This is a genomic window from Thermosulfurimonas sp. F29 (genome assembly GCF_019688735.1).
GTDB lineage: Bacteria > Desulfobacterota > Thermodesulfobacteria > Thermodesulfobacteriales > Thermodesulfobacteriaceae > Thermosulfurimonas_A.
Genome location: NZ_JAIFYA010000001.1, coordinates 848,222 through 871,885 on the forward strand (window position 1 = coordinate 848,222; position 23,664 = coordinate 871,885).

At 51.3% G+C, this 23,664-nt stretch carries 20 protein-coding genes; 12 read left to right on the forward strand and 8 right to left on the reverse strand.

Annotation, left to right across the window (positions count from 1 at the left end):
• Positions 1-16: 16 nt before the first annotated feature.
• The 6 genes from K3767_RS04395 to K3767_RS04420 all read left to right on the forward strand — a co-directional run bounded on the left by K3767_RS04395 (position 17) and on the right by K3767_RS04420 (position 6,518).
• Positions 17-1,024 carry a glycosyltransferase family 4 protein gene (locus tag K3767_RS04395; RefSeq protein WP_221172328.1) on the forward strand — a complete coding sequence of 336 codons (1,008 nt, stop codon included), beginning with the start codon at positions 17-19 and terminating at the stop codon, positions 1,022-1,024.
• Entirely contained in the window at positions 1,021-2,094 is a 1,074-nt protein-coding gene (locus K3767_RS04400) for a glycosyltransferase (protein ID WP_221172329.1), read from the forward strand. The genes K3767_RS04395 and K3767_RS04400 overlap by 4 nt, the downstream gene beginning before the upstream one ends.
• Positions 2,091-2,798 (forward strand): class I SAM-dependent methyltransferase, encoded by a 708-nt coding sequence (locus K3767_RS04405; RefSeq protein ID WP_221172330.1) that lies wholly within the window; start codon positions 2,091-2,093, stop codon positions 2,796-2,798. The genes K3767_RS04400 and K3767_RS04405 overlap by 4 nt, the downstream gene beginning before the upstream one ends.
• Positions 2,799-2,893: 95 nt before the next feature.
• Complete coding sequence (locus tag K3767_RS04410) at positions 2,894-4,357, forward strand: glycosyltransferase family 39 protein (protein ID WP_221172331.1); 1,464 nt, start codon at positions 2,894-2,896, stop codon at positions 4,355-4,357.
• Positions 4,354-5,058: a lipopolysaccharide kinase InaA family protein gene (locus K3767_RS04415; protein WP_221172332.1), complete on the forward strand. Its 705-nt coding sequence runs from the start codon at positions 4,354-4,356 to the stop codon at positions 5,056-5,058. The genes K3767_RS04410 and K3767_RS04415 overlap by 4 nt, the downstream gene beginning before the upstream one ends.
• Positions 5,031-6,518: an asparagine synthase C-terminal domain-containing protein gene (locus K3767_RS04420; protein WP_221172333.1), complete on the forward strand. Its 1,488-nt coding sequence runs from the start codon at positions 5,031-5,033 to the stop codon at positions 6,516-6,518. Before K3767_RS04415 ends, K3767_RS04420 begins: the two co-directional genes overlap by 28 nt.
• Here K3767_RS04420 and K3767_RS04425 read toward each other — a convergent pair.
• From K3767_RS04425 to K3767_RS04460, 8 genes are read right to left on the reverse strand one after another with little or no spacing between them, the layout of a single operon-like run.
• Positions 6,508-7,644, reverse strand: a complete 1,137-nt coding sequence (locus tag K3767_RS04425) for a glycosyltransferase family 4 protein (protein ID WP_221172334.1) — start codon at positions 7,642-7,644, stop codon at positions 6,508-6,510. The genes K3767_RS04420 and K3767_RS04425 overlap by 11 nt on opposite strands.
• Positions 7,610-8,878, reverse strand: a complete 1,269-nt coding sequence (locus K3767_RS04430) for an O-antigen ligase (RefSeq protein WP_221172335.1) — start codon at positions 8,876-8,878, stop codon at positions 7,610-7,612. The genes K3767_RS04425 and K3767_RS04430 overlap by 35 nt, the downstream gene beginning before the upstream one ends.
• Positions 8,862-9,764 carry a glycosyltransferase family 2 protein gene (locus K3767_RS04435; RefSeq protein ID WP_221172336.1) on the reverse strand — a complete coding sequence of 301 codons (903 nt, stop codon included), beginning with the start codon at positions 9,762-9,764 and terminating at the stop codon, positions 8,862-8,864. Before K3767_RS04435 ends, K3767_RS04430 begins: the two co-directional genes overlap by 17 nt.
• A complete protein-coding gene (locus K3767_RS04440) occupies positions 9,761-10,144 on the reverse strand; it encodes a retropepsin-like aspartic protease (RefSeq protein WP_221172337.1) in 384 nt (127 codons plus the stop codon). Before K3767_RS04440 ends, K3767_RS04435 begins: the two co-directional genes overlap by 4 nt.
• Positions 10,145-10,152: 8 nt before the next feature.
• The gene (locus tag K3767_RS04445) at positions 10,153-11,271 is read right to left on the reverse strand and encodes a DegT/DnrJ/EryC1/StrS aminotransferase family protein (protein ID WP_221172338.1); all 1,119 of its coding nucleotides are present in this window, start codon (positions 11,269-11,271) and stop codon (positions 10,153-10,155) included.
• 4 nt (positions 11,272-11,275) lie between these two features.
• Entirely contained in the window at positions 11,276-12,367 is a 1,092-nt protein-coding gene (locus K3767_RS04450) for a Gfo/Idh/MocA family protein (RefSeq protein ID WP_221172339.1), read from the reverse strand.
• A complete protein-coding gene (locus K3767_RS04455) occupies positions 12,343-13,968 on the reverse strand; it encodes a glycosyltransferase family 39 protein (protein ID WP_221172340.1) in 1,626 nt (541 codons plus the stop codon). Before K3767_RS04455 ends, K3767_RS04450 begins: the two co-directional genes overlap by 25 nt.
• Complete coding sequence (locus K3767_RS04460) at positions 13,968-15,032, reverse strand: glycosyltransferase family 39 protein (RefSeq protein ID WP_221172341.1); 1,065 nt, start codon at positions 15,030-15,032, stop codon at positions 13,968-13,970. Before K3767_RS04460 ends, K3767_RS04455 begins: the two co-directional genes overlap by 1 nt.
• Before the next feature lie 110 nt (positions 15,033-15,142).
• Here K3767_RS04460 and K3767_RS04465 point away from each other — a divergent pair, with 110 nt between their 5' ends.
• From K3767_RS04465 to K3767_RS04490, 6 genes are read left to right on the forward strand one after another with little or no spacing between them, the layout of a single operon-like run.
• The gene (locus tag K3767_RS04465; RefSeq protein WP_221172342.1) at positions 15,143-15,829 is read left to right on the forward strand and encodes a response regulator transcription factor; all 687 of its coding nucleotides are present in this window, start codon (positions 15,143-15,145) and stop codon (positions 15,827-15,829) included.
• 28 nt (positions 15,830-15,857) lie between these two features.
• A complete protein-coding gene (locus K3767_RS04470) occupies positions 15,858-17,189 on the forward strand; it encodes a sensor histidine kinase KdpD (RefSeq protein WP_221172343.1) in 1,332 nt (443 codons plus the stop codon).
• Entirely contained in the window at positions 17,186-18,571 is a 1,386-nt protein-coding gene (locus tag K3767_RS04475; protein WP_221172344.1) for a TolC family protein, read from the forward strand. Before K3767_RS04470 ends, K3767_RS04475 begins: the two co-directional genes overlap by 4 nt.
• Complete coding sequence (locus K3767_RS04480; protein ID WP_221172345.1) at positions 18,561-19,610, forward strand: efflux RND transporter periplasmic adaptor subunit; 1,050 nt, start codon at positions 18,561-18,563, stop codon at positions 19,608-19,610. Before K3767_RS04475 ends, K3767_RS04480 begins: the two co-directional genes overlap by 11 nt.
• A gap of 8 nt (positions 19,611-19,618) precedes the next feature.
• On the forward strand, positions 19,619-20,617 hold the full coding sequence (locus tag K3767_RS04485) for a metallophosphoesterase (protein ID WP_221172346.1): 999 nt from the start codon (positions 19,619-19,621) through the stop codon (positions 20,615-20,617).
• Complete coding sequence (locus K3767_RS04490; protein WP_221172347.1) at positions 20,618-23,653, forward strand: efflux RND transporter permease subunit; 3,036 nt, start codon at positions 20,618-20,620, stop codon at positions 23,651-23,653. It begins immediately after the preceding gene.
• The last annotated feature ends 11 nt before the right edge of the window (positions 23,654-23,664 follow it).

The window sequence follows — 23,664 nt, forward strand, 5'->3', positions numbered from 1 at the left end:
CGTGAGGATCGCCCTGGTGCGTCCTAAAGTGGGGTTCGGTCTGGGCGGGGCGGAGAACTACACCGCCTGGGTGGCGCGGGAGCTCGTGCGTGCCGGCCACGAGGTGGCGGTGGTGGCGGACCGGTGTGAGGTTCCCGGAGTGCGACACCTGCGGGCGAGGATTTTAGGCCGGGGAAGTCTGGCCAAGACTCTTTCCTTTTTCTTCGCCGCCCGACGGGTGCTTGCCCGGGAGCGCTTCGATGTGGTTTACGCCACGGGACGGTTTTCCCCGGCGGACTGGGTGAGGATTTCGGATCCGCTTCACATCGTCTGGCTCAGGCTGGGCTACGAGAGACCGCCTGTCCTGTGGCCTCTCAGGCCCCGGCACCGGCTGATCCTCTGGCTTGAGCGGGAAAGCCTTCGGCAGGCCCGCCGCGTGATCGCCAACTCAAGGCTCGTAGCCCGGCAGGTGGGCGAATATTATCCCGGGGTCGCGGAAAAGGTGGAGGTAATTTACAACGGGGTGGACCTCGAGCGTTTCAACCCCTCGGTGCGCCGTTTTCGGGCCGGGGTGAGGAGGGAACTCGGCCTCAGCGAGGAGGACCGGGTGCTTCTTTTCGCGGGGTCCGACTGGCGGAGGAAGGGGTTGCCACTTCTTCTTTCGGCCCTTGAAAAACTCCCGGAAACGGTCAAACTTGTAGTGGCCGGAGGGAAGAGGTTGGGGAAGCGTGAGCGCGTGTACTACCTGGGGCCGGTGAGAGAGATAGAGAAACTTTACGGAGCCGCGGATCTCTTCGTGCTTCCCACCCGGTACGATCCCTTTGCCAATGTGGTGCTTGAGGCCCTGGCCTGCGGCCTTCCGGTCATAACCACCCCCGAAAACGGCGCGGCGGAGCTCATCAGGGAAGGGATTACGGGATACATCTGTCCCCAAGATACTTTTTTCTTGCCCCAAACTTTTTTGTTTGCTGCTCTACCTGAAAAATGTTTTTGTTCAGTAGAAAACTTGTCTTGGGAAAGACACCTTAGATACTTACTCCTATGAAAATTCTTTATGCCTTTTCAGAAGAACTTCCTATTCCTAAAGCCAGAGGTTTGCAATCGTGTGCAACAGTTTATGCTTTAGGAAAAAAAGGTACGGTATGGTTAGTAGCTCCCTTCCAAAAAGATCCCTTTTATTTTTATCAGATACCTAAATCTCCAGGGATAAAATTAGTAAATCTTTCTCGGAGGATAAGTTTTTTTAAGTCCACTATTCTATGGGCCTTAAAGCTCCGCTTATTGATTGCTAAAATTAGACCTCATGTTATTTTTCTTCGACATTTTAAGTTGGCTTATTATCTTTCGAAGTGGAAAGTCAAGCCTTTAGTTTTTGAGGTGCATGAAATTTTGCGAGATAAACATCCTGATTGGAAGAATTTACATGAACAAGAAGATATTCTTTATAGAAAAGTTGCTGGTTTGGTTTTTATTTCTCAAGGTTTGAGAAAGAGAGCCCTAGAAGTTTATAACTTTAAAAAACCTTGGGTGGTTGTTCCTTCAGGAACTTTTCTTTGTCACCAATGTGCGAACAAAAAGTTAGAAGGAGAAACTAAAGACATTTATTATGTAGGTACCGCTCATTACTCCTGGAAGGGCATAGCTACTCTTTTTGAAGCCTTAACTAAAACAAATCTTCATTTACATCTTATAGGTCCATTCTCACAAGATAATATTCCTTCAGTTTTAAAAAATCGCGTGAAAATCTATGGCTGGCAATCTCTAAGAAAGATCTATCATCTTCTTTATTTTGCCCAAATAGGTATATTGCCCAATACCAGGCAGATACCAGTAAGTTGCCTTTATACTAGTCCCATGAAACTATTAGATTATATGGCTACCAAGACTGCTATTGTAGCCGCAGATCTTCCGAGTGTGCGAGAACTGGTCTCTGAAGAAGAAGCTCTTTTTTTTGAGCCTGATAATCCATCTTCGTTAGCTAAAGCTTTAAAAGAATTAGCCCAAAATCCTTCTTTAAGAGAATGGTTAGCTTCAAATGCTTATCGAAAAGCTCAATATTTCACCTGGGACCAACGAGCTAATCATCTCTATCAATTTTTTGAGGAACTCTTATGAGGTTAGTATCCTTAATCGAAGATCGGAAATTTCGTCTCCCCAGAAAATGGTCTAATCAGGAGCTTCAGAAATTTGCTCCCTTATTTCGGGGTAAGGTAATTAATGTAAGTGCCTGGAAAGATCAAGACAAAGAAGGCCGCCGCTATAAAGATTATTTCGAAAATGCCTCTGAATATTGTATTTCAAATTATTATAGCGAGTTTCGGGGGTTTCAAGGCAATCTTGAGAAAGAAATTTTTCTAGATCTCACAATTCCTATTCCTAAAGAATTAGAAAATCAATTCGATGTAGTTTTTAACCATACTACTTTAGAACATATTTTCGATGTTTTTACTGCTTTTCAAAACCTTTGTCGTCTTACTAAAGATATTCTCATAATTGTAGTTCCTTTTTTGCAAGAGCAACATGAAGATTTTGGAGACTATTGGAGATTTACTCCTCTTACCCTTAAAAAGTTGATGCAGCAAAACAATTTAGAAATGATTTATATAAATTACAACGATACAGGCAACACAAGCATTTATTTATTTGCCATAGGATCTAAAAACCCCGAAAAATGGGAAAAAATTCGCCAAGATCCAAACAATAAACTTGCTTTTATTAATAACCATAAATTAGGACAAAAAACAATTAAAAATTCACTTATTTTTCAATTAATTAAATGCTTAAAATCACCCAAGAATTTATGGAAAAGAAAAACTTAATTCTAGGTTTCGTCATTATTGTACTCTACTCCCTTGCCCTCAACCTCCCCTATCTCTGGGAAAGGGAGTTTCAGGGGGAGGCCGCCCGCAGGGTGGTGGCCGCCCTCGAGATGATGGAGCGGGGCGAATATGTCATCCCCTATATCGAGGGCCGGCCCTATCTCCTGAAACCTCCCTTTTACAACTGGGTGCTCATCGGCTTTTTCAAGACCTTCGGGAGCCACTCGGAGTTCGTGGCCCGGCTTAGTTCCGTGACCGCGGCCACCCTCACGGCCTTCTTCCTGGCCCTGATCTTCCGGGCCGTGGCCCGTCCGCCGGGACTCCTCTGGGTCCTCCCCGGCCTGGTCTTTCTTTCCACGCCCGAGGTCCTGGACAAGGCCTGCCGGGCCGAAATAGACATGACCTACACTTTTCTAGTCACGGTATCCGTCTTTTCGTGGTTTTACTTTCACGAAGTACGACAACGCCCTTATGTAGCCTGGGTGCTGGGGCTGGGATTTACCGCCCTTGCCACCCTGACCAAGACCTTTCAGGCCGTGGCGTTTTTTTATACCCCGGTAATCCCCTATCTTTTGGTCAAAAAGCGCTTTAGAGAGCTTTTTTCCTTGGCCCATTTTGTAGGACTCGTCATATACGCGAGTATCTTTGCCTTATGGTTAGTGCCGGCCTCCCAAAGGGTGGGGGTCAAAACCATTCTTCAGGCCTGGTTTGGAGAATACCTCGCCAAAAAAAATCCTCTTGACTCCTCGGGGTTTTGGGGGCATTTCCTCAAATTTCCTCTGGAGTACATTCAAGGATATCTTCCCTGGATTGTTTTTTTGCCGGGGTGGTCGAACAGAAAAGTCAGAGAAGTTTCTACTTCGAGTATTAAGTTTTTAGCTTTATTTTCGTTTTTTTTAGTGGCTTTTTCTTTTCCTTTCTACTGGTTTTCCCCGGGAAGCCGATTGCGTTATATTCTTCCCACTGCCGGGGGATTTTCCTTTTTAGTTAGTATCCCCATCTGTGTGTTTTGGCAGGAAAATCACTCTCCCGGATTTATTCGCCTGCCGATTAATGTTCTGATAGCATTAACTACACTAACCATACCAATATTTGCCTATTTGAGCTGCAGGAAATTGCATCTTAATGAAAATTTTCAGGCAATATTTGTCCTGAGTCTTTTTTTTATTGTGGGAATATTGTTTTTTACGGCCAAAGAATTTAGATCTTGGCTTGTTAAACTTTTTGTTTATATGTTAATGGCAAAGCTTAGTTTTGCGGCGGTCTACTTTACGTATCAGGATCGCTATCGCGATCATTATCGGCGCGCCTCCCGTATTCTTCTGTCCCATCTTCAAGCGAATGAGACTTTATGTGATTACGGTGTAAACACTCCTCACATTACTTATTACCTTCGCTATGCTTTTAAGTCCAGAATCCGCCTAAAGCTCGTTGGTCGAGAAGAACTTTCACAATGTAACACGGTTCTCACCCGAGGAGGAATAAACCTTTCGGGATTCAATCCTCTTTTGCATTTCAGGGCTCGCCATACTCCTTTGGTCTTGTGGAAAAGAAAATGAATGATTTTATAAATTTATATTCTGTTAGAAAGGTTTATTCTGTGGTTGAATTATGGGGAAGATCCCATCGAATTATAAATATACTGGAACAGCTACTGGTAATACGGAAAGACTTTCAGAGATCGCTTATTAAAGAGGGTAAATCTACCAGGGCGGAAAAACTCAAGACCGATGACGGCGCGCTGTGGTTTTTGAAGTGGTATAAAGTTAAAGGAATTTTTAATTTTATTTTTTATCGTGTGGGTATGGCCCCCCCTTTTAGGGCTGTTTACAATGCTCGTTTGATTAGAGAAAAAGGCTTTCCGGTACTTGTACCGGAAGGGATCTGGCTTTTTCGGAGCCCCCTCTCCGAAGGGTTCTGGGGAGGGCTAATTTTTTCTTATGTAGAAGATTTTGAAAAACTTCCTTTCTTGTGGGAAAAGGCTCGCAGAGATCCAAAATTTTTAGATGTCATTCTTTCCGATCTTATCATGCTTTTAGAAAGACTTCACGCGAGAGGAATTTACATCCGGGATACCAAGGCCAACAACTTTCTTTTACGCCCGGGTAAAGATCCCCTTCTTTTTGATCTCGATGCGGTAAAATTTTTTCCGGGGTGCGTTCCCGATAGGTTTCGGCGCAAAAATTTTAGAGTATTAATAAAAACTCTAAAACGAAAAAATATACCGGAAGAGTGGCTTCAATCGTGGTTCGAAAGATAACACCGGAACAAACGCCGTTAAAATTCGAAGGACCTCCTGCCGGAGAAAGACCTCTTTATCTCTACCTGGATAAAGAACGGCGTTTTATTATCGTTTCGGATAATATACTTACTCTTTTCCGGCATCCGGAAGTAGATACACCCCTTGAGATCTCCCCGGAGGGTATCTCGTTTCTCCTTCAGAGCGGGGTAATTCCCACTCCCCGGACCATTTTTAAAAACTTGTTCGTACTTAATATTGGGGACTTTGCGGAAGTAAAAGCCGGAAAGAAAGGTCTTGAGATCTTCTTCGGGCACGAATTTCTCTATCCCGCTTCCCGCAGAAATCCGGAAGTTATTCCGGACGAGAAACGATTACTTGAGCTTCTGGCGCAGGCGGTTCTAACGAGGCTTCAACCGGGAGCTCCGGTTTATCTCTTCCAGAGTTTGGGAAAAGATAGCAATACTATCGCTCTGGCTTTAGCTGAAGCCGGATTCAAAGAAGTTACCTGCCTTACGCTTTCTACGGGAGACCGTAAAGACGAAAGTGAAATAGCAGCTAAAATTGCCCGGAAACTCGGTTTTCCTCATCGCAAACTCCCTGTACCAGAGAAGATTTCTAAACGACATAAGGACGAAATAATTTTCTATTTCGAAAATATTCCTCTCCCATGTGTGGACGGTGTTTCCCTAGCCTATCCCCTCTATGCCACCCAGCTCGATTTTCGAGGAACAAATATTATTGATGGAAGTGGGAATGATATTTATATGGGCCATGTTCCCAGAAAAATAGAATATCAGCGTCAAAAAATTTATCCACATTTTCTTTTTCTGCGTTTGTTCGCCGAAAAACTCCCTACCGGAAATGCCTTTCAAAAGCTGGCCCGAACCAGGACGGAAATGGTAGGAGCTCTGGGCTTTTCTTACCGGGATGCACGGCGGATTTATCCCCTAGCCGAACCGGTTTTCCCGTTCTGGCAAGCGGAGGATCGGAAGCGCAGGGGCTGGGACTACTTCGATCTCAAAGCCGATGTATGGGGCCCCAATTTTGAGTTCGATCTCGTCATGCGCAAGGTCCGCAATTTTGCCGCGGTTTATAAAGCTCATCTCATTATGCCCTGGACCGATGCCGAAGTAGCCGCTTATGTAGCCAGCTTTCCAGAAAAGTATCTATATGATCGTAAAAATTTCAAAAACAAATTATTTCTTCGGCAAATTTTGAAAAAATATCTCGGAATTGACAGCGATGCTCTGGGAAAGTATTCCTATGGATTTAATGCCTACCTATTTCTTCAGAAAATGTCTCCCGAAGCCGAGGAAGAAATTTTGAAATGTTCTCTTTGGAATCCTAAAGGAGTAAAAAAAGTTTTAGACCGGCTCTCCATTCTAGCCCGCCAGGGGAACCGAATGGCCCGCAAGTTATGGGTAAGGCTTTATCTCCTTTCGGCCTGGTACAATTACAACCGTTACATCAAGCGCTGAGGAGGTTTCGGACAATTTCCACCGTGCGTTGTTTCAGAACTTCTGCGGAAAAGGCTTCTTCCAGTCGTTGGCGAGCTGCCGCCCCCAGCTTAGCTTTGTCTTCTTCGGTCAGGGAAAAGACCTCGAACATAGCCTGAGCCAGTCTCTCGGGGTCGCCGGGTGGAAGAAGCCGGCCGAATTCAAGGGGGGTATCAAAGAGATCTGGAAGACCTTCAGCCTCGGTGGCTATGATCGGAAGCCCCGCGGCCATGGCCTCCATTACCGCCATTGGCATCCCCTCCCGAAAGGTGGGATAAACGAACACATCCAGCGTGCGGAGAAGGTAAGGGACTTCCTTCATGGGTACTCGTCCTAAAAACCGTACTCTTTCCACAAGATGCAGATTGTGGGCAAGCTCTCGAATCTCCGCCTCAAGGGGACCATCTCCGGCGAGAATTAATGAGGCCTTTCCTCCTTGATCGAGAAAGAGGCGAAAGGCTCTCAAGAGCCCGGCATGATCTTTTTCCTTCCGGAACCGGGCCACCATACCGAACAAAAACTCCCTCTCTGGGAATCCAAATCGCCTGCGAGCCTCTTTCTTGGAGACCGAAAGATCAAATTCGGAAACCTCTAACCCGGAATAGAGAATGTCCACCTTTTCAGGGGAAACAAATCCGAGAGAAAGGACTTCTTCTTTTAGGTGGCGGCTGTTTACCAGTATCAGATCTACGAAAGGTTGTGCCAGGCGGAAAAAAAGACGCCTTCCCGGAGAGCGAAAGACATTTCCAATAACTAGATAAAAAATGATACGAAGTCGGGGTCGGTAAATCTTAAGGGGGATCAGATAACGCAGAAGTCGAATCCTCTGGGTAAGAATCACCCGAATATCCTCCTCTTGTATCATCCGCATGAGCCGATAAAAGGCCTTCGTGGAAAAACTTCGGAAAACCCTATCTCTAGAGAATTTTAAAGAACGAAAAAAATTAGCGTGTCCTTTAAGCTCTAGGTAACAGCCCGAAGGATCGCCAGAGAGAAAAATTACCCGAGGCTCGAAACCGGCCTCTTTGAGGGCCTGGAGCTGGAGGTGATGTCTTCGATTACCCTTGGCCGGGCTATCCAGAAGAAGTGCTACTCGCCCGCGCGGCATATCCCCACACCAACCCGCTCCCGATCCAGAAAGGGGTAAAGCGGGTGAGTTCTTCTAATCCTTCAAAGCAGCTCATTACTAAAAAAGCAATCAAGAAGGCAAAAAGCGCTGTACCCAAGTGATGTTTAATTTGTACCAATTTTAGAGCTTTACGGAGAGTCCAGAAATAAAAAATAACTAATGGTATTACAGCCTGTATCCCTGCCTGAAGCCACAAATTTAAGAAAAGATTGTGGGCATGTTCTAAATTTAGAGCTTTGCGATTCAATTCTCGTAGAACTCTTTTTTGAACCCTGCGGGCTAATCCTGTTCCTCGAAATGGATGGCTTAGGGCTTCTTTAAAGTATAAAGGCCAAATGTAAAATCTTTGTCCTAACGAACCTGCTTGAGGCCAGTTTTCATATCGTGAGCTAAGCAAGAGAAAAATTTTATCGCTACGAATAAAAATACTTCGTCCATAATAAGAAAATGAGATAACAACTATTAAAGTCGTTATTAAAATGGTTAAATATAGAATGTAATTCGAGAATTTACGAGAAGGGTGATATAAAGCTACTAAAAAGGAGCCCAGAATTATTCCTAATATAGCTGCTCTTCGTCCAAACCATAAAATAAAAGCAAAATCCATAAAAGATACTATCAAAGATAAGTACCTCTTAAAACCTTTAAAGTTAATTCCGAGGCTTACAAAATAGAAAAAACACAAAACAAATACAGTAGATGTAGAAACAAGGCCTTTTAGTAAATTGGGGCCAATAAAATTTATGCCTATTGTAAACAAACACTTCCACTTTAAAGAGCATATTTTTAAGGATTTTACTAAACAAAATAGACATACAAACAGATTGATGATTAGTGGAATTATCCAAATTGCATCTAGAATTATAAAAGAAGAAAAACGACTAATTAATCCATAAATTAAGAAAAAGAGAGATATGTGAAAAAAATAATTCAATAAAAACGCATCTAGAGAGGCTTCTGGATATGGGCTGTATGCTACGGCAATAAGTAGGGCTAACAGAAAAATTGTTTGCAAAAACACTAATTTTTTATCAGAATAAAGTATAGATTTAATCTCGGAATAGAATAATAAAAAAGAAAGAAGTAAGGCTATATGTCCACCATAAAGAAGGCCTCTGGTATGTTTAAAAAAAAGAGAAATCCATAAAGAAGAGTATCCTAAAACGAAGAAAAATAGGGCAAAAAATTTCCTAAACTCAAACCTGAGCAGCATGTATTACTTCCTGGACTACAAAAACGCCTCTTTCCTGGGCCTGGTTAAAGCGGTGTAGGTTACGGTAAATAAGAAAGGCCAGGGCCGCCAAGACCAAAAAGGCCAACGAAAACCACGGTCGGAAGTTCGGAAAGACCAGGTATGTCGCCGGGGAAAGAACGGCTAGAATCAGAAAACTCAGAAATAACCGTCTCTCCTTGGCCGGGCGATTCCCCAACACAAACCGGATGGTGAGGAGTTCGCGCAGGACCTCGAAGGTGCGTTTCAGGCCGTAATGACTGCGCCCGAAACGGCGGGGGCGGTCCACGATCCGCACCTCGGCCACCTCGTGGTTCTTCACCCCGAAGACCGCCGGGATGAACCGGTGAAAACCGTGGGGAATCTGCACCCTCTTCACCACCTCCGCCCGGTAAACCTTGAGGCTGCACCCGTTGTCGTGCACCCGCACCCCGGTGATGAGCCCGATGATCCGGTTGGCAATCCAGGAGGGAATACGCCGGGTAAAAAGGGGTTCCTTTCGCTTCATGCGCCAGCCGGAGACCACGGCGTAGCCCCCTTCACGGAGCCTGCGGATCATCTCCGGAAGATAGGCCGGATCGTTCTGGCCGTCGCCGTCCATGCTGGCCACGATTTCACCCCGGGCATGAAAAAAACCCGCCGTAAGGGCCGCGGCCTCGCCCCGGTTGCGATCCATCTCAAGGATCCGCACCCGGGGATCCCCCATTTTTAGCCTCCGCAGGACCTCCCCCGTCCCGTCGGTGCTTCCGTCGTTCACGAAGATGATCTCGAACTCCTCCCCCAGGGGCTCAAGCGCCGCCACTATCTCCCGATAAAGGGGCTCTATGTTCTTTTCCTCGTTGTGAACGGGAATCACCACGGAGATCATTTGAGCATGTGTTTTTTCACCTTGCGGACGCTGTAAACATCCTCCTTTTCGAAATCCAGCACCAGACGCCACTTCTGAAGGGTGGAAGCCCCGATGACCACCTCCTCAGTGGCCACCTCGTCGGGAAGAACCAGGAATTCGTCGGACAGACGATCCCCGTTGAGGTAAAAATCCAGCCGGACGGCCTCCCGGGCTTCGATTATTCTTCCCGCCTCCGCGGTTTCAAACCGATAAGGTCTGGGAAGGACCTCCACCAGGCCAAGGCGTTCCGCAAGCCCCCGTCTTATGAAGGACATGCTGGCTCCGGAGTCAAACAGGACCTCCACCTCGGCCTCACCCTTCGAACCCTCGAGTCGTACCCTCTTTACTATTACGCCCATATTTTCAATTATACTCCGAAAAACTCCCTTACGGCTGCGATTACCTCCCGGATCTCGGCCTCGGTCATCTCCGGGAACATGGGAAGGGCAAGCCCCTCCCCGCAGAGCCTTTCGGCCACCGGAAAGGTCCCCCGGGGAAGTTCGGGGAATCCGGCCGCACGCCAGGCCGGCTGAAGGTGAAGCGGTACCGGATAATAAATCCCGGTGCCGATTCCCCGTTCCTTCAGGTAGGCCTGGAGTTCATTCCGACGGGGAGTGAAGATTACGAAGCGGTGGTATACGCTCACCCGATCCGCCCCGTCCCCCGGCGGGAGACGCAGATCCGGAAGCCCCGAAAGCTCCCGCCGGTAGATCTCCGCGATCTCTCGCCGGCGGGCGTTTTTCTCCGAAAGGCGCCGGAGTCTTGCCCGCAGGACCACCGCCTGAAGCTCGTCGAGACGACTGTTAAACCCGTAAAATTCGTGTTCGTTCTTGCGGACCTGACCGTGCACCCGAAGGTAACGCAGACGATGGGCCACCTCCTCGTCGTCCGTTAGCACGAATCCGGCATCCCCCAGGGCGTTCAGGTTCTTTACCGGCCCGCAGCTGAAACATCCCACCTTCCCGAAGGTGCCCACCTTGCGACCGCGGTATTCCGCCCCGTGGGCATGAGAGGCGTCCTCGATGAGGACGAGACCGTGACGACGACAGATCTCCGAAAGTTCCCCGATGTGGGCCGGGTGGCCGTACATGTGAACCACGATGAGGGCCTTGGTTCGGGGACCTATGGCTCGCTCCACCGCCGCCGGATCCGGCCCGAAAAACTCCTCCTCGGCCTCCACCAGCACCGGACGGGCCCCGGCCCAGACCACGGCCTCCACATCGGCCACGAAACCGTTGGCCTGGATAAGGACCTCATCTCCGGGGCCAATTCCGCAGGCGATGAGCGCTAGCCACAGGGCCGCCGTGCCGGAACCCACTCCGAAGGCAAAGCGGGCCCCGAAAAACCTCGCCACCTCCTCCTCGAAGGCCCGAAGATTCTCCCCGTTTAGGAGCCGCATGCTCTCCGTGACCTTCCGCCAGCCGGCCTCAACCTCCTCCCGAATCTCCGGCCAGTCCCGCCTCAAGTCCAGCAAAGGTACGGACATCTCCTCAAACTCCTTTTCCCAGACGGGATTTTTCAGGGGTGAAGGGGAAACGCACCGGCTCCCCCCGTTCGGCGGACTCGTAAAGGGCCTGGATCAATTCCAGGGAAGCCAGGGCCTCCCGTCCCAGACAGAGACGAGGATCCGGGGGTTCTCCCGAAAAATAGCGCAGGGCCGCCCGGAGACATTCCCGGTGGGCGAAGCCCAGGGGATCCTCGGGATTGCGGCGATGGGCCTCCACCTCCTCGCCGGGAGGGCCTCCGTTCTCGAAGGCGAGATGCGTGAGCTCGTTCATGGCAAATCCCCCGAGCCGGGCCGAGCCCTTTTCCCCCAGAAGGACCAGTTCCGCTCCCAGATCCCGGGGACGGGCACAGGTGGTGGCCTCGATGGTCCCCAGGGCCCCATTCTTAAACCGTATGGTCCCCACCAGAAGATCCTCGGCCTCCAGGCGATTGAGACGGGTGGCCATTTCGGCGTAAACGCTTTCCACCTCCCCGCCGAGCCAGCGCAGCATGTCCACATGATGGGCTCCCTGCTGGGCGAGAGCCCCGCCGTCAAGGGCCCAGGTCCCCCTCCAGGCCGCGCTGTCGTAATAGTCCTGCCGGCGACACCAGTAAAATCGGGCCGAAAAGAGAACCGGTTTTCCGAATAGCCCGGAAAGCAAAGCCTCACGCACCAGCTTTACCGGAAGATTGAAGCGATTCTGGTAGACCGTAACCAGTTTCAACCCCAGGGCCTCGGCGGTGTCCACCATTTCCCGGGCCTCGTCGAGAAGAAGGGCGATGGGTTTTTCAAGAAGCACATGCTTGCGGTACTCCCGCATCACCGGAAGGGCCACCCGGGCGTGAAGCCCCGAGGGAACCGCTATGTCCACCACCTCAATTTCGGGATGACGCTCGAGCATCTCCCGCCAGTCCGTATACCAGGCCGAGCGGAGATCCTCCGCAAAGTCCCGGGCCTTGTCCGGATTGAGGTCCGAGACCGCCACCACCCTCACCCCCGGCATCTCCCGGAATAGACGCCGGTGCCTGCTGGCGGCCTTGCCGCAGCCTATAAGGGCCAGTCTTACCTCTTTCATGGATACAACCTGAAGGGCCATTTTAACCGCCACTTCCCCGGAACGGCAAGGAGATAATTCTTGTTCGTGTCCCGGGAAAGGAGGGGATCCGCAAGACCGTACACCCTGAAGCCCTTTTCCCGAAGTGCGGTTCCGAGGAGAGTCTCTTTTCTGTAAAGTGATTCCCGGAAAAATACCATCCGACACCGGGAGGGCCAGTCCTCAGGGGTTTGAAAGACGGGAATCGGCCCCGGCCACTCAAGATAGAAAAACAGATTGGCCGAAACCTTTCCCAGGGCACAGGGAGTCTCACCGCGGGCACGGGCGAGACGAGCCAGTTCTCGCCCGAACGCCTTTTCGGAGGGAGGGGTGAGGGTCGGAGTCAGCACGGAGAGCCCCACCACCGCCATGGCCAGATAGGAAAAAATCAGCCCCCAGGGAGGGGTGGAACGCAACACGCAGAGGACGAGGGAGACCGTGGTTATCATTCCCGCAAGAGTTACGGCCAGTTTGAGGCGAAGGGATAAAGGGGGGAGAGACAACCATCCCCAGATGAACGGGGCCAGGCACAGGGCGACTCCTGCGAAAAAGGTCAGCGCCCCGTACAGGTAGAAGAGCCCCAGACTGTACCTTCCCGGGGTCCGGATGACCCGGGAGAGATAAGTGGAGGTGAGCAGCACGCAGAAGGGAAGAATGGGAAGGATGTAGTAAGAACGTCGGGCGCGGGCCAGGGTAAAGAGAAGGAAGACCGCCGCTATGGAGAGAAGGACCAGTCGTTCCCTTTCGGAAAGATTTCGCCACTGACCCATACCCCACGCGAGTGCCATCAGAAAGAAAGGCGTCCAGGGGAGAAGCAATTCCGGCACATAAAGAAAGTACACATAGAAGGGTTCGCGGTTGTCGTAGGGGGAGACCGCCTGGAGCAGGTTTTCGCGCACGAAGAGGTGGAAGGGGAGCTCGCTTCCCACGGCCCGGGAAAGGGCGTAGTAGTGGCCCAGATACACCGCCAGGGCCGTCCCTGCCGCCAGCAGGTTTTTAGCGTTCAGGTGGCGTGGATTCCGGTGGCGGGCCAGGTCCACCGCGGCCGTGAGCACCGGCACCGCGAGCCCCGGAAGTCCTTTGGAGAGGGCGGCAAAGACCGCTGAAAACCAGAAGCCCAGGTATCCGACGAGGGAGGTCCGTTCCCGATAACGAAAGTAAAAGGCCAGGGCGGCGGTGATCCCGGCCAGCTGGTAGATCTCGCTCTGGGCCACCCGGGCATAGGCCACAAAACCCCACGAGGTGGCCAGCATCCCGGTGGCTACCAGAGCCCAGTATCGTTCCAGAAAGACTCCGGCCAGGGCGTAAAAGGCGAGAAGGGTGGCCAAAGCGCACAGGACCACGGGCAGGCGCACGGTGAACTCGTTGAGCCCTCCGAAAAGGGAGGCCGAAAAGCGGATCAACCAGTAAGGGATGAGGGGTTTGGTGATGTGGGGTACGCCGTTTATGGTGGGCACCCACCAGTCCCCCCGGAGCATCATCTCCCGTACACCCTCGGCCCAGCGTCCTTCCACCCCCCAGAGAGGCCGGTCTCCCAGGTTCAAAAAGAGAAAAACCAGCACCCCCGCTCCAAAAAGGATAAGGATCTTTCCTTCCCGTTTCATTACTGCGGAAATATACCATGAATTTTGAGCCACCAGGAAAGTCCGGCTTTGAGAAGGAGCAGCCCGAGTATCCAGCTTACCCAGAAGGGTTTTCCCGGAAAAGGTCTTTTTCTCATCCTCAAAGCCGTTACCACTAGAACAAAGGGAGCGAACAGGGGCAAAATGTAAAGGGGAAGCCGGGACCTGGCCAGCCAGAAGACCGCAAGCGGAAGAAGATACCAGCCGGCCACCAGCCGAAACCTCCGGGAATGTTTCCACATCTCCGGCAGGACATCCCGATCCTTCACCAGGAAATAGAATCCCGGAAGGGCTCCCAGGGTAAGGAGAGGGAGATACAAGTAAAGGGGGGCGTACCAGGCGCTGTTGCGGTGGTAGTAGTTAAAGAAGAGTCTTCCCGTGACCTGTTCCCGGAGGAAAAGTTTCCAGAACCAGGGGAACTTAAATTGAATGTAAAGATACCAGGGGAAGGCTACCGTCGAAAAAAGGATTATGCCGAAAAGTAATCCCCGCCAGTTCCGTCTGGAGATCCATCCGTAGTAGACAAAGGGGGTCATCACCGGAAGGACCGCGGTGCCCTTGGTCATGAAGGCCAGGGCCCAGAAAATCCAGACCAGGATGGATCTCCTGAAGAAGGCCCATGCGGCCAGAACCTCCCACATTATCAGCAGGGTATCCGGAGTCACGATATTGGCGGCCACGAAGGGAGTGAGGGTGCAGGCATAGAGGAGACCGGCTATTTCTCCGGCTTCACCAAAAAGGATTTTTCCGCAGGCGCCTACTGCCCAGGAGGTCACGGCGTAGGACACGGCATTGGGGACTCTGATCCCCCAAGGATGATTTCCGAATAGGGCTTCTCCGGCCGCCAGGAACCAGTAAAAGAGTGGAGGTTTGGTCAGGTGAGGATGCCCCTGCCAGTAGGGAACTATGAATTCCCTACGGATCAACATTTCGTGGGCAATCTGTGGATACCGATGTTCGTCCCGTCCCATAAGGGGCCGCGTTCCCTGAAACCAGAGACCCATGAAGAGAGCCAGCACAAAGAGCAACTTCAGAGAAGGTTTCATGTCTTACGAAATTAATCCGGTGCTTTTGAAGAGGAATTAAGGTCAAATTAAAATACCTTCAGGTGCTATTCATGAACCGTTAAGGAAACGATCCTAGTATTGAAGTTCGAATGCGAAAGATCCTGGTGATCGAGGACGACGCGAACCTGCGGGCCTTTCTTTCCCGGGGACTCAGGGAGGCGGGTTTTTCCGTGGAGGAGGCCCCGGATGCCCTGTCCGCGGAATTCCTTCTAGGGGAGACCGAGGTGGATCTGGTAATTCTGGACCTTATGCTTCCGGATATAGACGGATTTGATCTCCTACGGAGAATTCGACGGCGTTATCCCCGTCTTCCAGTTCTCATTTTAAGCGCCCGTAGCACCGTGGAGGATCGGGTTCGGGGCCTTGAGCTCGGAAGTGACGATTATCTCACCAAGCCCTTTTCCTTTGCCGAATTGTTGGCCCGGGTGAAAGCCCTCCTGCGACGAACCGCTCCAGGCCCCGAGCCGGAGGAGATCCTTCGAGCCGGTTCGCTGGAGATGGATCTCAAACGCCGGGAGGTAAGGGTGGATGGGCGTGCGGTGGAACTTTCTCCCAAAGAGTTTGCTCTTCTGGAGTATCTCCTCCGAAATCGAGGAAGGGTGCTTACCAAGATTCAGATCCTGGAACGCATATGGGGATACCAATTTTCTCCGGAGTCTAACATCGTAGAGGTATATATCTGTCGGCTCCGGGACAAATTGGGACTGAAACAGGGACGACGCCCTCTTATTCGCACCATCCGCCAGGTGGGCTATATTCTCACCGATGAGACCTGAACTCCCTTTAAAATCTCTGTCCTTTAGAATGACGGTCCTCTATACCATTCTCTTCTTTGTGAGCACTATTTTCCTTTTTGGTGTGGTCCATGTTCTACTCCGGGAACGATTGCTTCAGTATCAGGATCTGGATCTTCGGGAAGACCTCTCCGAGATCTTCACCATTTATCAGCGAAAGGGTGTGGCGGGATTGAGGACCCTGGTGGCTGCCGAGATCAGGGAGGAGGGGCCGGAAAATTATTTTTTCCGTCTGATGGATCCCGCAGGCCGCCTGATCCTTCAGGAGGGGTCCTCCAGATTCTCGCGGCTGCCCTGGCCGGAGGGATACCCCTCGGAACCGCGTTTTTTCCTCTTCAGGTTGCCCGATGGCCTCCGGGTAAGAGGGGTCCTTTTTAGGGTGGGGCCCTATCGGGCCGAAATGGCCGTGCCTCTTCGTTTCAATCGTCATCTTCTCCGGGAAGTCCACCGTGCCTTCCTCTGGGCCGGAGGTCTGGCGTTATTTCTTAGTATTCCTCTGGGATTCTGGCTTTCCCGTCGTTCCCTCCGTCAGATCACCGAAATGGAAAAGGTGACCCGGGAGATCATGGAAAACCGGGATTTTTCCCGAAGGATTCCTCTTTCCGGACGGAAAGACGAGGCCGATCGCCTGGCCCAGACCCTTAACCGCATGCTCGAGACCCTGGAGATTTACCTTCGAGAATTGCGCCAGATTTTCGACAACCTGGCCCACGATTTCAAGAACCTTCTGGCTCATCTGCGTCTCCTGGCCGAAAGGGCCCTGGAGAGGACCGGTCCGGAAAGGGAGGAGCTTATCGTGAGTATTCTTTACGAAAGCGATAGATTCCTGCATCTGTTGAATACCCTCCTCGACATCTCCGAGGCCGAGACCGGTCTTCTCAAGCTCAATCGGGAACGCTTCCCGGTGGCGGAGCTTCTGGAGGAAATTCGACAAATCTTTGAACTCCTGGCCGGTGAAAAGGGGTTGCGCTTCGAGATTCATTATCCTCCACGGGAGTTATACCTTGCCGGGGATCGGGCCCGTCTGCTGCGGGCCCTCTTTAACCTGGTGGACAACGCCTTCAAGTACACACCCCCCGGCGGGCGGGTGATCCTTAAAACGGAAAAGGAAGAAGAGTGGATCAAGATTACGGTTGAGGATACCGGGCCCGGTCTCAGCCCGGAGGAACGGTCCCGGATCTTTGAGAGATTCTACACCGGAAAACGAGGGGCCAGAGGACGGGGTCTGGGCCTGGCCCTGGTTAAGGCCTATATCGAAGCCCACGGAGGAGAAGTGAAAGCAATAAGCAAACCCGGACACGGAACCGCATTTGAGATCCGTCTGCCCGGTGGAGAGAAATGAAACTTTCACGACCGATCTGGTATATGGTTTTTCTTCTTGCGGTGATAAGCGCCTGTACGAAATATAATCCCCATCCCTTGGAGCAAAAATCGCTGGGGGAAGACCTGCTTCCGCTGGATTCGGAAACGCTTAAGTTGAAAATTTCTGCCCTTCACCATCCGCTACTTCCTTCGCTTCCCTTCGATCTGAGAGACGGACTCTCTCCGGACGAGGCGGCCCTGCTTGCCGTGGTAACCAATCCCGAACTCCGGGTGATAAGGGATGAGAAAGGAATAGCCTCCGCCCAGGTGCTCAAGGCCGGACTTCTTCCCAATCCCCGGCTCGGGCTGGAGTACGAGGTTCCCACCGGAGGGGAGACCACCGGAACGGTAAACGCTTACACTCTTCACCTTGACTGGGAGATAACCGCCCTCCTTTCCAGAAGTGCCCGGGTTTCTTCGGCCCGTGCGAAGGAAAAGGCGGTGGATCTTGCCCTGGCCTGGAAGGAATGGCAGGTAGCCGAGGCCGCCAAGCTCCACACCCTGCGTCTTCTCTGGACGGAAAGGAAGATAATTCTCCTGCAGAAAACCGAGAAAGAATTGCAGAAAGAACTGGATCTTATCGAACGAGCCGTCTCCTTGGGGGAAAAGACAGCCGTGGATCTCGCCGCTGCCAGGGCCACCTACCAGAAGGTAAAGCTTGATCTTGAAAACATGAGAGAGAAAGAGGTCCGGGAAAGGCTGGCGCTAAATCGTATTTTCGGTTTTCCTCCGAACACTTACCTGAAGATTCAAAAGGATGTCCGGCTCCTCTCCTGGCCCCCACCCATTAAAAGAGAGAAGCTTCTTTCCGGACTTGCAGAAAGGAGGCTCGATCTGCTGGCCCTGAAGATGAGCTATCAGGCCCAGGAGGAAAGTCTTCGGGCGGCAGTGCTTTCCCAATTTCCCCGGATAACTGTAGGCCTTATCCGGGCCAGGGATACGGACAATGTATTGACCACCGGATTCGGTGTTTCCATAGAACTTCCCTTTTTTCATCGAGGCCGGGCCCGCATCGCTCTTGAAAAGGCCACCCGCCAGAAAATCTACGATGAATACCGGGCGAGATTCCTTTCCGCCCGGTCCGATGTGTTCGAAATACTTGAAAGGCTCTCCTTTGTGCGCAGAAAGATTGCCGCTTCCCGGCAGAGCATCACGGCTCTCGAAAGACTGCTGAGTACCTACAAAAAAGCTCTTGCTCAGGGTAATGCAGATCTCCTCGGCTATTATCGGCTGAGATACAGAATTTTAACCGAACGCCTTATCCTTCTTGATCTCAGGCAGACGGAGAGTGACCTGGGGGTAGCCCTGGAGATCGCCTCCGGGGTCTATCTTCCTATGGAGGTGATCAGCCATGCCCGATAACCTCCTTAGAACGATCTTTCGGGCCCTGCTATTCTTTCTGATAATAGGCGCTGTAGAAGCGGCCGCAGAGCCTCCCCTCTTTATCAGGATTTCTTTCCCGGAAAGAAGAAATTTTCGCCGAACGGTTCCCTTTGTGGGTAGAGTACTTCCCCGAAAGAGGGTAAGAATAACGGCCCCTATGGAAGGCCGGATCATCTCGATAGGAGCTCCGGACGAAAGTCCGGTGCGGGCCGGAATGATCCTTTTCGTTCTGGGCGGCCCGGAGGTGGAAAAGAGGCTTGCCAACCTAAAGTCACAGGTGGCCGTTCTTGAAAAGGAAATCTCTCTAGCCGAGGAGGCCGTGAGATTAAAGAGGGAAGGAGTCAGGGCCAAGATCATCCCTTACGGAGAGCTCCTTAACGCCGAAGAGCATCTTTTACAACTCGAAAACGAACTTGGGGCTCGTAGAAGTGAACTGCATTTCCTGAAAATCCGCGTGCGGATCAGGGCCCCGATTTCGGGCGTCTTTACAAGGCGTAGGGTATCTGTAGGTCAGAGAGTGAAAAAGGGAGCGGTTCTGGCGGAAATTCTGGATCCCAAGACCCTGTGGATCAGGGCCATGGTCTTTCCTCCGGAAGGAATCGGCCTCTGCGACAAACCGGCCATTATAAGGCTTGGAGGCCGGACCATCTCCGCCAGGGTGACAAAAGTAGCCCCCGAGCGGACTCCGGCGGGAGGGAGGGTGGTCTTTCTCGAGGGAAAGGATATTGCCGGTTTTCTGGGACCGGGTGAGGCGGTGAGTGGTGAAATAATTATCGAGGAACATCGTAAAGCCCTGGCCGTTCCCGAAGAGGCCCTCGTTTATGACGAATCGGGGAAGGCCTATGTCTTCGTCAAAAGCGAAAAGGGGTTTGAAAAGCGAATGGTCAAGACCGGGCTTTCCGGGGATGGTTTTGTAGAGGTCGTCTCTGGCCTCAGAGAAGGGGAAAAGGTGGTGGTCGAAGGAGCATACGAATTGTTCTATCGTAATTTTAGTCGGATTTATAGAGTTCCCGATTAGGAAGGTGCGTGAGGTTGCCTCTTAAAGAAACCAGGAAAATATCCCTGCGATTCTTTGTTCTTCTGGGGGTGTTGGGAGCCATTCTCGGGCTTGAGTTCCATGAACATGTTTGCACTCTTTCAGCTACAGATTGGAACACTCTCAATCTTTCTAAAATAAGGATTAAGGATCCGCGTGATTTTTCATTTGCCGTATTTGGAGATAACCAGTTCAGCATCTATGGCTTTGAAAGGCTCTTAAGGGACATTGACCGGGACCCTGAAATCTCCTTTGTCATTGCCTTGGGAGATATGGTCCATTCAGGAAGCAAGATATCGTATTTCCTTTTTTTGGATCTTATTCAAAAAAACCTCCACAAACCCCTGGTTACGGTCATCGGCAATCACGAACTAAAAGGAGGCGGTTATCTGCTTTATACTCGGATCTTCGGCCGGCCTTATTACTCTTTTCGTATCGGAAGGACCTGTTTCTTGATCCTGGATGATGCCGCAAGAAAAGTGACCATTAGAGAAAGGACATGGCTTGAAGGAGAACTCAGGAAGAGCCAGGACCGCTGCGACCACCGTTTGGTTTTTCTCCATATCCCTCTTTATGATCCCCGGCCTTCCGAACACCATTGTCTTCCCAAAAAAGAGGCCGCATTTCTTTCGGAGGTTTTCAGGATCTACGGCGTTTCTCATGTATTTGCTGGACATATTCACGGCTATTTTCAGGGAAAGTGGAACGGCACCCCTTATACCATAACCGGTGGGGCGGGAGCGGCACTTTACGGCGAGGATCCGAAACACTTTTTCTATCATTATCTCAAAGTGAAGGTCATAAACGGCGTGCTTGATGTAAAGGTAAAACGCATCCCCGTTCCGAGTCCAAAATGGTTCGATCATACCCTTTACTTGTTCTACACTCATTTCTTGGATCCTCATTGGTTGAAACCAGTCCTTTTGCTTACTGTCACGGGTCTCTTTCTTTCTCTATCATTGAAAAAAATTTCGCAAGGTATTCCGTAAATGAGAGGAGCTCTGCGCTGGCTCATTGCCAATCCGCGCCTCATGCTTCTTTTGGTCGTATCTATCGTGTTTACCGGGTTGTATGCCCTCTGGCACCTCCCCGTGGATCTTTTCCCCAATCTCGATCTTCCGGTAGCAAACATTATCGCCCATTATCCCGGAGCCGCGCCTGAGGACATAGAGCTGCTCATTACCCGTCCCATTGAGGACGAATTGCGGGGCCTGCCCGGGGTCAAACGGATATCCTCGGTCTCAATCCAGGGAATCTCCAGGGTTACCGTGGTCTTCGGCCCCGGTACTTCGATCAGGGAAGCCCGTGAACTGATTCAGGCAAGGCTTGCCCGAATCGCCGGTCTCCTGCCGCCGGGAGTCATTCCCCGGATGGAAAACATCGGTACCACCCTTCAGGAGGTGGTCGGATATGTGGTTTATGGCTCAAGGGATCTGGTGAAACTGCGAAATTTGATCCGGTTAACCCTTTACAATCGACTCATGAGCATTCCCGGGGTTTCCTCGGTGGAGGTTCTGGGGGGAGACAGGCGGGCCTTCATTGTGCGGATAAGGCCGGAGACTCTTATGGCTATGGGTATGGGCATTTCCGATCTCAAGAGGGCTCTGGCCCGGAGCAATACCTCTCAGGTGGCCGGAATCGTTACCCGGGGTGGGCGGGAGTATGTAATCCGGGGCGATGCCCGTCTGGAGGCCCTTGAAGACCTGAAAGACTTTTACATAAGAAATTCCCGCGGAGAAAACGTTCCTCTTTCCTCCGTAGCCGAGGTCCTCCAGGGCGTGGTTCCCAGACATTACGAGGTCCGGGGGGATGGTCATCCGGCGGTGGCCTTTTATGTATGCAAACAACCCGGTGCCAGTTCCATTGAAGTTGCCCGGGCCGTAGAAACTGCGGTGAAAGAGTTTAAAGCCTTTCTTCCCCCGGGGACAAGGATCAAAAAGTTTTACGATCAGTCCGAGATCCTGGAAGAGGCTCGAAAGACCATCCTGGATGATCTCTTGCTCGGGGCGTTCCTGGCCGTGGGTGTTCTTTATCTTTTTATGGGGACGATGGGGCCTACCCTCGTGGTGTCAGCAACCATTCCTCTTACCCTGCTGGCCACCTTGATCTCGATGAAAATCCTGGGTCTTTCCCTTAATATCGTAACTCTTTCGGCACTAGCCCTTGCCGTAGGAATGATCGTGGACGATGCTATCGTGGTTGCAGAGAACATTTTCCGGCATCTGGAGATGGGAGAACCGCCCGCGAAGGCCGCTTTGACCGGCACTACAGAGATTGCCCCCCCCGATGCCGCCGGGACCTTCACCACCGTAGCGGCCTTCCTTCCCCTAGGTCTGGTGACCGGCATCCTCGGGCTATTCCTGAGACCCTTCGGTCTGGTGGTAAGTCTGGCCCTTCTCATTTCTCTCCTTCTTTCCCTATCCTTTGTACCCGTGCTTCTGGGGAATATGTCTCTACCGCAGAAATCCATCCATCCTCCGGCTGCTCATCTCCTTTCATCCTTGAGGTCATTCCTTTTAAAAATCCTCTCCCGGAGCCTCAATCATCCCCGGAAGACTATCGCCGGAAGTGCGGTGATCCCTGTGGTGATCGGGATTTTGATTTTCGGCTCTTTCCACCTGAAGTTCCTTCCCCCGGTAGACGAAGGAGCCCTTTTGATAGAATACACCCTGCCTCCGGGGACCTCCCTTAGAGAGAGCAATCGAATCGGAGAAGAGCTTGTTCACCTGGCCATGACTGAGCCGGATGTAGCCTGTGTATATCGTCGTACCGGTTCTCCGGAGGTGGGACATCAAATTGAAGGGGTCAACAGAGGAGAAATGATCATCAAGCTCAAGCCCCGGGGCGAGCGCACCCGGAAGGCCGGGGAAATTATGGCCGATCTCAAGAAGGTCTATTCTCGTTTTCCCGGCATGGTCCTCGTTTATCATCAGCCCACTCAGGAAAAAATGGATGAGAGCCTTTCCGGACTTCCGGCCCTTTTCGGGGTAACGATCTACGGGAGAGATCTGAATATCCTGGCCTCGCTGGCCGGAAGAGTAGAGAAGATTATGGAAAATGAGCCGGGTATTTCAAATGTAGTGAATCCTCTGAAAGTAAAAAGACCTCAGATAACCGTAAAGTTAAGATATTCCGATCTAGCTCGTTTTGGAGTAAGTCCGGAGGAGGTGTTTTCCACCCTGAGGGCGGCCTTCTGGGGGCTTGAAGCCACACGCATAATAAAACCGCAGGGAGAGATTCGCGTTCTCCTTCAATTTGATCGGTCTCGGATCTCAAATCCCAGAGAGCTTTCTTCCCTTCCTATCCGAACATCAAGGGGGCAATGGGTTCCCCTACGAAAGGTGGCCGACATACGGGTGGAATACCTGCCTGGAGAAATTACCAGGCTCAACGGAGAACGGGAGGTTACTCTGCTGGCGGAAGTGGAAGGGAACCTGTTCACGATAGCCTCAAGACTTAAGAGACATCTTCAGGCCCTATCACTTCCCGGGGGATACAGGGTGGAAATAACCGGACAGTACAGAGTTCTTAAGAGGAGTCTCCGGGAGATGGCGTTCATCCTTGCGGGGGCGCTTATTCTCGTATTTCTCATATTACTCGTGGAATTCAATTCCTGGAAACCTCCTTTAGTGATCCTGATCACGGCTCCATTTTCTCTGACTGGAGCACTAGTGGCCCTCTGGATGACCCGTCAGGATCTGGACCTTTCCGTGGCTATGGGAATGCTCACCCTTATAGGGATATGCGTCAATAATGCCATTGTTCTCCTTGACTTTGTCGAACAGAAGACAAAAGAAGGGACAGACCTAAGGGTCGCCTTTCTTGAGGCGATCCGAATCAGGCTTCGCCCCATTCTGCTTACCAGCCTGACCACCATCTTTGCCCTTATGCCTGCTGCTATAGGCCTTGGAGCCGGGGCGGAGTACTTTCAGGGATTTGCTATAGCCGTTATGGGTGGACTCGTGGCGGCCACCTTTGTTTCCTTTATACTGGTACCATGTCTGAGTCTGTGGGCTCTTTCCTGAAACGAGGAATA

Bases quoted from the DNA above. Each gene is read 5' to 3' on its own strand.
- K3767_RS04400 (WP_221172329.1), top strand. From the start codon at position 1,021: ATGAAAATTCTTTATGCCTTTTCAGAAGAACTTCCTATTCCTAAAGCC.
- K3767_RS04405 (WP_221172330.1), top strand. From the start codon at position 2,091: ATGAGGTTAGTATCCTTAATCGAAGATCGGAAATTTCGTCTCCCCAGA.
- K3767_RS04415 (WP_221172332.1), top strand. From the start codon at position 4,354: ATGAATGATTTTATAAATTTATATTCTGTTAGAAAGGTTTATTCTGTG.
- K3767_RS04425 (WP_221172334.1), bottom strand. From the start codon at position 7,644: ATGCCGCGCGGGCGAGTAGCACTTCTTCTGGATAGCCCGGCCAAGGGT.
- K3767_RS04430 (WP_221172335.1), bottom strand. From the start codon at position 8,878: ATGCTGCTCAGGTTTGAGTTTAGGAAATTTTTTGCCCTATTTTTCTTC.
- K3767_RS04435 (WP_221172336.1), bottom strand. From the start codon at position 9,764: ATGATCTCCGTGGTGATTCCCGTTCACAACGAGGAAAAGAACATAGAG.
- K3767_RS04440 (WP_221172337.1), bottom strand. From the start codon at position 10,144: ATGGGCGTAATAGTAAAGAGGGTACGACTCGAGGGTTCGAAGGGTGAG.
- K3767_RS04445 (WP_221172338.1), bottom strand. From the start codon at position 11,271: ATGTCCGTACCTTTGCTGGACTTGAGGCGGGACTGGCCGGAGATTCGG.
- K3767_RS04450 (WP_221172339.1), bottom strand. From the start codon at position 12,367: ATGGCCCTTCAGGTTGTATCCATGAAAGAGGTAAGACTGGCCCTTATA.
- K3767_RS04455 (WP_221172340.1), bottom strand. From the start codon at position 13,968: ATGAAACGGGAAGGAAAGATCCTTATCCTTTTTGGAGCGGGGGTGCTG.
- K3767_RS04460 (WP_221172341.1), bottom strand. From the start codon at position 15,032: ATGAAACCTTCTCTGAAGTTGCTCTTTGTGCTGGCTCTCTTCATGGGT.
- K3767_RS04465 (WP_221172342.1), top strand. From the start codon at position 15,143: ATGCGAAAGATCCTGGTGATCGAGGACGACGCGAACCTGCGGGCCTTT.
- K3767_RS04470 (WP_221172343.1), top strand. From the start codon at position 15,858: ATGACGGTCCTCTATACCATTCTCTTCTTTGTGAGCACTATTTTCCTT.
- K3767_RS04475 (WP_221172344.1), top strand. From the start codon at position 17,186: ATGAAACTTTCACGACCGATCTGGTATATGGTTTTTCTTCTTGCGGTG.
- K3767_RS04480 (WP_221172345.1), top strand. From the start codon at position 18,561: ATGCCCGATAACCTCCTTAGAACGATCTTTCGGGCCCTGCTATTCTTT.
- K3767_RS04490 (WP_221172347.1), top strand. From the start codon at position 20,618: ATGAGAGGAGCTCTGCGCTGGCTCATTGCCAATCCGCGCCTCATGCTT.